The organism is Chlorogloea sp. CCALA 695 (assembly GCF_003003885.1).
Taxonomy (GTDB): Bacteria; Cyanobacteriota; Cyanobacteriia; order Cyanobacteriales; family Chroococcidiopsidaceae; genus Aliterella.
The window spans coordinates 1-9,596 of record NZ_PVWN01000098.1 but is presented as its reverse complement, the minus strand read 5'-3'; the positions used below and the strand labels follow the sequence as shown (position 1 = coordinate 9,596).

At 44.8% G+C, this 9,596-nt stretch carries 9 protein-coding genes and 1 pseudogene; 6 read left to right on the top strand and 4 right to left on the bottom strand.

Annotation, left to right across the window (positions count from 1 at the left end):
* Positions 1–65 precede the first annotated feature (65 nt).
* Positions 66–329, bottom strand: coding sequence for a hypothetical protein (locus tag C7B70_RS24140; protein ID WP_146134161.1), 264 nt, complete (start codon positions 327–329; stop codon positions 66–68).
* Between the two features lie 53 nt (positions 330–382).
* Positions 383–1,063 carry a Crp/Fnr family transcriptional regulator gene (locus C7B70_RS24135; protein ID WP_233221106.1) on the bottom strand — a complete coding sequence of 227 codons (681 nt, stop codon included), beginning with the start codon at positions 1,061–1,063 and terminating at the stop codon, positions 383–385.
* Between the two features lie 243 nt (positions 1,064–1,306).
* Between C7B70_RS24135 and C7B70_RS24130 the strand changes: the two genes are divergently transcribed.
* The 3 genes from C7B70_RS24130 (at position 1,307) to C7B70_RS24120 (ending at position 7,183) form a co-directional block, all read left to right on the top strand.
* On the top strand, positions 1,307–5,062 hold the full coding sequence (locus C7B70_RS24130; RefSeq protein WP_106371463.1) for an EAL domain-containing protein: 3,756 nt from the start codon (positions 1,307–1,309) through the stop codon (positions 5,060–5,062).
* Between the two features lie 417 nt (positions 5,063–5,479).
* On the top strand, positions 5,480–6,427 hold the full coding sequence (locus C7B70_RS24125; protein WP_106371462.1) for an IS630 family transposase: 948 nt from the start codon (positions 5,480–5,482) through the stop codon (positions 6,425–6,427).
* A 105-nt stretch (positions 6,428–6,532) separates the two neighbouring features.
* On the top strand, positions 6,533–7,183 hold the full coding sequence (locus tag C7B70_RS24120; protein ID WP_158260578.1) for a TraX family protein: 651 nt from the start codon (positions 6,533–6,535) through the stop codon (positions 7,181–7,183).
* A 61-nt stretch (positions 7,184–7,244) separates the two neighbouring features.
* On the opposite strand, the gene C7B70_RS24115 is transcribed toward C7B70_RS24120, so the two are convergent.
* Positions 7,245–7,457 (bottom strand): hypothetical protein, encoded by a 213-nt coding sequence (locus C7B70_RS24115; protein WP_106371460.1) that lies wholly within the window; start codon positions 7,455–7,457, stop codon positions 7,245–7,247.
* A 542-nt stretch (positions 7,458–7,999) separates the two neighbouring features.
* Between C7B70_RS24115 and C7B70_RS24110 the strand changes: the two genes are divergently transcribed.
* The 3 genes from C7B70_RS24110 to C7B70_RS28955 all read left to right on the top strand — a co-directional run bounded on the left by C7B70_RS24110 (position 8,000) and on the right by C7B70_RS28955 (position 9,389).
* Positions 8,000–8,719: an SDR family oxidoreductase gene (locus C7B70_RS24110; RefSeq protein ID WP_106371459.1), complete on the top strand. Its 720-nt coding sequence runs from the start codon at positions 8,000–8,002 to the stop codon at positions 8,717–8,719.
* Between the two features lie 86 nt (positions 8,720–8,805).
* Positions 8,806–9,105, top strand: a complete 300-nt coding sequence (locus tag C7B70_RS24105) for an antibiotic biosynthesis monooxygenase (RefSeq protein ID WP_106371458.1) — start codon at positions 8,806–8,808, stop codon at positions 9,103–9,105.
* Between the two features lie 77 nt (positions 9,106–9,182).
* Complete coding sequence (locus C7B70_RS28955; protein WP_106371457.1) at positions 9,183–9,389, top strand: TraX family protein; 207 nt, start codon at positions 9,183–9,185, stop codon at positions 9,387–9,389.
* Here the strand turns inward: C7B70_RS28955 and C7B70_RS27325 are convergent.
* A pseudogene (locus C7B70_RS27325) lies at positions 9,320–9,596 on the bottom strand (IS630 family transposase); the annotation flags it as partial. The gene C7B70_RS28955 and the pseudogene C7B70_RS27325 sit on opposite strands and share 70 nt — an antisense overlap.

Sequence of the window (9,596 nt, the reverse complement as noted above, 5' to 3'; positions counted from 1 at the left end):
TGCGGATGTGGGTCGATCTACATTCAGGGCATTGCATGATGTGTTCCCTTGATATCATCTTTTAATTATGCAACGCCGGAAATAATGCCATCGGTGGGAAAATAGACGTACTCAATGAGTTGGTTGGGCGCATAGATGACTTGCCTCACAGGTAGGGAAACCGCCTCTAAATTCGGCAGCAAACGTTTGTACTCTTCTTTAGATAAGGCGGATAAAAGTTTGTTTTTCATCGGATGCTTGGCACTGGTGATCCATTGGGTAGAAATCAAACTTTGCGATCGCCTAAACATGACTTCTAGCTCTATCTGGACAATTATTATCTTTATCAAGGTTGCTAATAGTTTATCTGCCCTGGACTACAGATACTGCGAACCCTTGAGTGTCAGCCCAGCAAGCGCTCGAACTCTCGCTTGGTGCTTTGATAACATTCATAAGCCGATGCTTCCAAACCTTTTCTGTCTCGGATAGTAATTCGACCCCGATGGTACTCGATTAACCCCAACTTTTGCAGAGTAGAAGCAACCTCACTTACACCAGCACGGCGCACGCCTAGCATATAGGACAGGAACTCATGGGTAAGGGGGAAAGAGTCACTCTCCACGCGGTCGTGGGTCATCAGCAGCCAACGGCAGCATCGCCCTTCCACAGAGTGAAAACGGTTGCAAGCCGCCGTTTGGGAGATTTGGTTCATCAGTGTTTGCATATAGCGTAGCAGCAAGGTATGCAGTGGGCAACCCCAGTAGACTTCGGCTTTGAACACTTCTGCCTTCATCCGCAGACCATCGCCAGGAATTTGGACAATAACCTGAAGCGGAATTTGAGTTGTTCCTAGCAGTAGGAGAACGCCAACCATTCCTTCTTTACCTATGGTAGCCGCTTCAATGGTTTGACCATCTTCCATCAAGTTGAGCATAGAGGAAGCACCACTGTTATGGAAATAGGCATACTCAATCGGTTCGTTGGCTTCGTAAAGGATTTGCTTAATAGACAGGGTAACTGGTTCAACTGATATCTTGCACCAAGTTTGAGTAAGGGAAAAAAGGCACAGACCTACGTTTTGCACCAAGTCCCATTCCTATCCAGCCCATAGCATTTAGCTGAAAGTTGTAAGAGGTGAATCTCTGCAAGCACAGAGCATAATGGCATCGGTGGAAGCAAGGGTTCAAGAGCCGACGTGCTGCTTCACCCTGAATCTTCACTAAACTTTTATAGGTAATAAGTAATTGCACCATTGGTTTTTTAAGTAGGATAAGACATCCTGGAATTAAGGATATTCATAATTAATTTATAAAAACTACTTAACAGAATGGCTCCTAAAAATATTACACAGATTTTGCAGCACCCCCTAGCTCAAGAAAGCTTGCTCAATTCCATAATCAACCGAATTCGACAATCTTTGGAGCTAGAAGAGCTTTTGACGACGGCGGTGCTAGAAATCCGTTCATTTTTAGGCATAGATAGAGTCAAAATTTATCGGTTTGAACCCGATAGCAGTGGAGAGGTCATTGCCGAGTCTATTGATGGAAATAACCTACCATCTCTGTTGGGTCTCCATTTTCCGGCTGGCGACATTCCTCCCCAAGCCCGCGAGATGTTTCTCAAAGCACGTCAACGGGTAATTATGGATGTTGAAGAGAAGCGCAAGACAATCAACCAGTTGGACTGTCCAGAGACAGGAGAAAGCCTAGAGACAGAAGATGTTCGCTATTACAAAGCAGATCCCTGTCATCTTGAATATCTCTCTAACATGGGTGTAGGTTCTTCTTTGACAATTCCGATTGTGGAGCAAAATCAGCTCTGGGGGTTGCTAGCTTGTCATCACTCTGAATCACACCTCATTTGCGAACAAGAGTTGAAAATTGTGCAGATGCTGGTAGATCAAGTGTCGATTGCAATCACCCAATCAAATCTGCTCTCGCAAGCTCGACAACAAGCTCGCCATGAAGCCATAATCAATCAAATTAGCAGTTTACTCCATTCTCCGCTCAACGTTGTGGAAATTCAGCAGACTGTGCTTGAGGAAACCATTAAAGCCTTAAATGGTTCTGGGGGCAGGTTATATCTCAAAGCGAATGCAATTGGTCAGCCTAGTCAAGTGTATATCTGTGGAGAGCAGCCAGCTCTAACCCAGCTTGAAGAAAGTCCCATCTGGCGACAAATGATCGGTTCTTTCCAGGACACCTGCCCAGAAGGCAGTGACGGTCATGAACAACAGTACTCTTGGCAGTCTGAAACAAGAAAGCCACTTCGAGCTATAGCGGATAACGATGAGAGTGCCTCTAATAAAAAGAGTGTGCGGCATCCATACACCATTAATGATATCTATCAAGAGTCAACTCTTAGTGCTTTAGTTCCCAGTTTCCAATCAACTCCAATTCGGTCAATTTTGATTGTGCCGCTACAGTATGGTCAACAGGACATAGGCTACCTGAGCATCTTTCGCAATGAAATTGATACTGAAATCTTGTGGGCAGGTCGTTGGGATGACGATAAACGTAATCTGTACCCTCGGACATCTTTTACAGCCTGGCAGGAAATCAAAAAAGGACAGGCTCAAACATGGACTCCGCAGGAAATTAAGCTGGCTCAATCCTTGGGTACTCACCTCCATATGGCTGTGATGCAAAGGCAGGTGGAAGAAATGACTCGACATCAAGCTTCTCATGACCTGCTGACGGGATTGCCCAACCGCCTACTATTTAACGACCGCATATTTCTAGCTTTAGCCAATGCCTATCGACGCCAAGAAATGTTGGCTGTGGTGTTTCTAGACCTGGATCGGTTCAAGAAGATTAACGATACGCTAGGTCATGCTGTGGGAGATCAGTTGTTGCAAAAGGCAGCGTCACGGCTGGCAGGCTGCCTGCGGGAACTAGACACCTTAGCCCGCTGGGGAGGCGATGAGTTCACCCTGCTGCTACCTCAAATTAGTTGTGCCGAGGATGCTGCCGAGGTGGCTCAGAGGATTCTAGTGGCTTTTAGTGTTCCTTTTTATTTTGCGGAGCAGGAACTCTACATCACAACCAGTATTGGGATTGCCCTAAGTCCTGATGATGGCGAAGATGCGGAAACTTTGCTGAAGCATGCTGACACTGCTATGTATAGTGCCAAGCAACAGGGCAAAAACAATTACCAGTTCTATACACCAACCATGAATCCCGCAGCGCTTGAGCAACTGGTGTTAGAAAATAATCTTCATAAAGCGATTGAGCGGGAAGAACTTTTGTTGCACTACCAACCACAAGTAGACTTAAACACAGGTCAAATTGTGGGCATGGAGGCTCTAGTTCGTTGGCAGCATCCTGAGCTAGGATTAATCCCGCCTAATCACTTTATTCCTCTGGCAGAGGATACTGGCTTGATTGTTCCAATTGGGGAATGGGTGCTGCGAAGTGCTTGTGTCCAAAATCGAGCCTGGCAGTTGGCGGGATTGCCACTGCTACGCATTGCCGTCAATCTTTCAGCTCGTCAGTTCCAACAACAAAATTTAGTCAAGACCATTGCTCAAATTCTCAAAGAAACAGGGCTTGAACCTGGGTATCTGGAACTAGAAATCACTGAGAGTCTTGTCATGCAGGATGTAGACTTTACCATCTCAGTTCTGAGGGAACTACAATCTATGGGAGTTTATATCTCTATGGATGATTTTGGTACTGGCTATTCTTCACTCAGTTCTCTAATGTGCTTCCCATTACATACCCTGAAAATTGATCAATCTTTTATTCGTAACTTAACGCCGAATCCAAGTAACGCGGCAATCATCACATCAATCGTTACTCTGGGTCACGGACTGAATTTAAAGGTGATTGCTGAAGGAGTAGAAACATTAGAGCAATTGGCATTTTTACGTTCAGCTAAATGTGATTTCATGCAGGGCTACCTCTTTAGCCGACCCTTAAGTGCTGAAACAGCCACACAATTTATCATCAAGCAAATGCCTCTAACTCAATTAGCTGCAAACATCAGTATTGTTCTGAGCAAGAACGATAAACTCCCTGTGCTTCTTCAGCAATGCACTGAAAATCTTACCCAAGACATTGATGTTGTAGGTACCCAAATATGGATGCTCGACGAAGTGGAAAACGTTCTAGAGTTAAAAGCTAGCTCCGGATTATCCGCCCATCTTGACGTTCTGCATCACCGTATTCCTGTGGGCAAGTCTCAGATTGGTCGGATTGCCCAAAGTTGTCAGCCACTACTGACTCCTGTAATTCTGGATGACTCCGACAACGTTGATCAGGAATGGGCTAAAGGATCAGGAATGGTTGAAATGGCTGGATACCCGCTAATTGTAGAAAGCTCAGTAGTGGGAGTAATGGCAATGTTTACCCACAAACCCCTTGAAAACAGTGTTTTTGCTCAATTAACACCTATAGCCGATAGGATTGCCCGGTGCATCCAGCGCAAGCAGATAGAGGAGTTGCTGCGGCAGCAAACCGAGGGAGAACAATTGGTGGCAGAGATTACTCAGAAGATTAGCCAATCTATAGACCTAGAAGAAATTCTTAAGGTTATTGTCACAGAAGTGCGGCAACTTCTTCAGTCCGACCGTGTCTTGATCTATCGCCTTTGGCCAGATGGCACTGGAAGCGGGGTTGAAGAGTCAGTGAGTTCTAGTTACCCAGCCGTTCTAGGGCAAATATTCCCGGAGGAAGTTTTTCCCCAAAATTGCCGACAGTTGTATTGCCAAGGACAAGTGCGGAGTATTCCCAATGTGGAAAATGATCAGATATCACCCTGCATGGTTGAATTTCTGCAACAGTTTGCGGTGAAGTCGAAATTGGTGGTTCCTATTCTTCAGAAGCAAGAACTTTGGGGCCTACTAATTGTCCATCAGTGTAGTGAGCCACGGTACTGGCAACCGCTTGAGATCAGCTTACTTAATCAATTGGCGACCCATGCGGCGATCTCCATTCAGCAATCAGAATATCAGAGCTTACAGCAAGTACCTGCTTTAGAGCAGTTGACCCAGTTAGCGAATCTGCAACGTGTGACGAACATTTTGACTAAGAGTGGCAACAGACGGTACGGAAAGAAGCACCCCTATCGCTACTCGGGGTGAAATATTGATTTTTTCGGTAATGTTCTACACCTGTCAAGAGACAATTAGATTGCCAAATTGAACTCGAAGTCGTTGATGAATAGTCCAATTACTGTGTCATGCAACAACTCAACGCTAATGGCTAACACAGTAATTGTAGCTCCAGGAAAAACTCAAACAGCCATCATGCTACTTATTCAGGGAAATTCTCTGATTGTGCGCCTGCTCACCGAAGCCGATGCCCCTACTAACTCGTTGGCTCACATACTAAGGTGCTCAAGGTACTATGGGCGACCTTGTCCATAGTACCTCGAGCAAGTTAGAAAGCGTTTTTATATAACTTTTAAACCTTGTCCGGCAATGATTTTAGATTTTTAAGATACAGCAGATTTCAACTAGATAGATTACAGTTGACCCTAAGTATTATCGATAGGAAAGATGAAACCTTACTCCATTGATTTCCGAGCAAAAGTGGTCAAAGCCTATGAGCGAGGAGACACATCTATACGGAAGTTAGCCGCTAAATTTGATGTGAGTAAAGCCTTTGTTCAGAGACTGTTGAAACAGAAGAAGCTCACTGGAGAAGTGCAACCACAAAAACAGGGCGGCAGGATGAGAAGTCAGATGCAGGAATACTCAACTCAAATAGTTCAAATGGTCGAAAACTATCCAGACTTGACCCTAAGTGAATATTGTGAGTATTGGGGAGAAACCTATGGGTTATGGGTTAGCACCAGTACAATGTGCCGCGCCCTACAGAAACAGCAACTGACGCGAAAAAAAAGACGCTACGCAGCACTCAAGCAGCAACGATCGCGAGTACAGAAACTCCGAGGCGAATACTGGGAGCGAGTTAAGGACATTGAACCCTACAGCCTAGTATTTTTAGATGAGACAGGGGTTTTGCTTGGTTTGACCAGAACTCATGCTCGTTCCCCTCGTGGTATGAGAGTGTATGATTTGAAACCCTTTTATCGAGGGGCAAGGATAACGGTGATTGGCGCAATCAGCTTGACTCATGTTGTAGCATTGATGACTCTAGATGGGTCTATGGATGGCGATGCTTTTAAAGTTTTTGTAGAAAAGTGTCTAGTGCCTCAGTTATGGTCAGGGGCGGTGGTTGTTATGGACAATCTTCCCGCTCACAAGATAGCTGCCATTGAACCAATGATTAAAGCCGTTGGTGCGAACGTGCTGAATTTATCACCTTACTCTCCAGATTTTAACCCTATCGAACTTTGGTGGTTACAACTCAAGTCCTTCTTACGTCAATTTTCTCCTCCAACTACAAACATGGTGGATATTCTCATTGCCACTGCTCTTGACTTAGTCAATCCCAAACATTTACGCAACTGGTTTACCAACTGCTGCTATTGTACTCACTGAACTTGCAACTTGCTTTTTTACAAGAAATTGGTAAAAAAGCAATGCCTTTAGAGTTAATTGATTTTTACCTAACCAATGATGTTTTACAGCCAAAAAGTAAAGGGTATGACTTCTTATCAACTTAAGTTAATAGCTGCTTTATTAATGATAGTAGATCATGTAGGCGTAGTGTTTTTTCCTAACCAATTGGCATTTAGGTATGTAGGTAGATTAAGCTTTCCGCTTTTTGCTTGGTTGGTTGGGCAAGGAGAGAAGTACACAAAAAACTTTAACTCTTATCTCATTAGGCTGGCGGTTGGGGCAAGTATTAGTCAACCTTTGTATTATGTGCTATTTAATTTCAGCAATCTAAATATCTTAATTACTTTGTTAATTGGTCTACTGGCGATTAGATTAGGAAAGTTAGCCAACTTTAAATACTTAATTTGGCTTGCCTTTGCTGGAGTAGCCCAAGCAATCAATACTAGCTATGGGTTCTATGGAATACTCGTTATAACTGTCCTGTCAGATTTTAATAGTAATGATTTTAAGTGGTGGCTCCAATGGATATTGGTAAATCTGTTAGTTTTTGTAATTACTGGCTTTAAGCATTATCAATTGTTATCATTACTTACTCCTTTGATTATTATGCTATGGAATGGCAAGCAAGGTCGAAAAGCAAAGTTGTTTTACCTTTTTTACCCTGTTCATTTATTTATTCTCAAAGTGTTAGTTTTTCTGCTGTTCGCAGGACGTTATTTGATGCAGATGAATTAAAATACTTTTATGAAAAATCCAGTAATACCTGCAAACTACTTTATAAACTTGGTAAATCTAACTATCCACTCCGAATCCAGGTACTAAGCTCTCCAGTTGTAATATCTTTTACCTGCTCTGAAATTTGAAATAACTTACGTGACTGTTCGTAATATTCATACTCTATCGAGTTTGCCAAAATAATAGCGCAGCAGCAGGCATTATCTAAGGTTTTCTCTGGAGTAGCTAATCGCTGCCATGATAATAAGTTAAAATTTTTAGCTTGCTCCGCCATAAATTCAACTAAACTTTCTTCCCAGTCTCTATATTTAACGAAAGACTCTTTTTCAAATGGATTACTAACACGACTAGCTATATTTTCATTAGCTACAGACTAAATAGACTAGCTGGAAAAATTAAGCTTGTTAACTGACATCTTGCATAATTACGAAAAATCAATTCTTTAAGCTCCCCTAATTTTTTTAGAGGACACTTATTCTGTCCTTAAAAATATGTTGCGCTCCTCTGCCCGTAAAACATAGCTGAGACTGCTGTACGTTATCTTCAGGTCGGTACTACCTTGGACACATTTTTGGACTATTTATTAACATTTTCACAAAATCTTCACTTAGTTTCTTTATGCTTACATCTACTTCAGGCTGTTTCTTAAGCTAACAAGAATACGGTTGCTAACTTAATTACTAAGGCTGATTTCGTCACGGCAGTCGGCGATATAACAGTGAGGGACAAAGACGCGAAGACGGGTTACGCAAACAAACAACACGATGCCGGAGGCGGCTGAGTAACAAAGGCTACTATCGAATAAGGAACACACTCATGAACAACAAAATTGTGCTAGTGACGGGTGCCAACAAGGGCATCGGACTGGAAACCGCGCGTCAACTGGCGCGCGACCATGGCTTCACCGTTCTCATCGGCGCGCGTGATGAAGCGCGTGGACAAGACGCTGCTGACGAACTCAAATCCGCCGGCTTAGACGCGCAGTTCTTGCACATCAGCCCGACTGATACGGCTTCGATTGCCGACGCAGTGCGCGAAGTCGAAGCCAGGTTCGGGATTTTGGATGTGTTGGTCAACAACGCCGGAATGCTGCTTCCCGGCGATTTCGCGCCACCGGCGCAAGTGTCAATCGAAGTGTTGCGCGAAACCTTCGACCTCAACGTGTTCGGGATGCACGCGGTCACGCAAGCGTTTTGGCCGCTCCTCAACCGCTCATCTGCCGCGCGTTTGGTCAATATGTCTAGCTCCCTGGGTTCGCTCACGTTGCAGGCAAGCGGTTCGCAGCCCATGCAACCTTTGGCGATGGATGCGTCCAAAGCCGCCATGAACATGATGACCATCCATTACGCCCAGCAGTGGAATGAAACGCCGCACAAAGCCAACGCCGCGCATCCCGGCAACGTCCTAACAGAAGGCAACTCGCACGGCGAAATCTCGGTGCAAGAAGGCGCCCGAACCGGCATTACTCTTGCAACTCTGGGCGAAGACGGTCCAAACGGGGGCTTTTTCCATGCGGGCGAAGTTGTACCCTGGTGAACGAGAGCCGGGCCGACCTTGGCTTTGGGTTTCAAAGCCGTTGACCATTTTTCCTGCCACCAAGCAGGACTTTTCGAGGAGAAATCATGAGTGTCAAGTCGATGTTCGAGTTCAAGTTTCCTGCTGCGACGCGTGAAGAAGGGGTTCGTCTGACCCAGTCCATCGGCGGCGATATGCCGTCGAAAGAAGGTTATCTTTCTCACGAAGTCATCCAAGATGTAAGCGATCCGGGTCATGTGATGGTCAACACCTTATGGAACAGCCGTGAGCAGGCAGAGTCCGTCCTCTCCGTCTACAACAACGACCCCAAAATCAAGCGGGCGACGGAGTTGCTCGGAGCGCCTCCCACCGGCTTCGTGGGCGACATTCTCGGTTCGTCTTCGTGATGTGCCTTCCCACGCACTCCCTTCCGTTGCTGTCTCGAATCAAGTGCGATGAACGAACTTACCGTTGAAAAAGACACTTGGCATTTAAGTATATAGGTAGATTAAAATTTCCGCTCTTTGCCTGGTTAATCGGGCAAGGAGAAAAATATAAGAAAGACTTTAATTCATATCTTATTAGGCTAGCCGTAGGGGCAGGCATTAGTCAACCTTTATACTATGCGCTGTTTAATTTAACTAAAGTCAAGCTGATTGCGCCAATCACCGTTATCCTTGCCCCTCGATAAAAGAGTTTCAAATCATACACTCTCCTACCACAAGGGGAACGAGCATGAGTTCTGGTCAAACCAAGCAAAATCCCTGTCTCATCTAAAAATACTAGGTTGTAGGGTTCAATGTCCTTAACTCGCTCCCAGTATTCGCCTCGGAGTTTCTGTACTCGCGATCGTTGCTGCTTGAGTGCTGCGTAGCGTCTTTTTTTTCGCGTCAGTTGC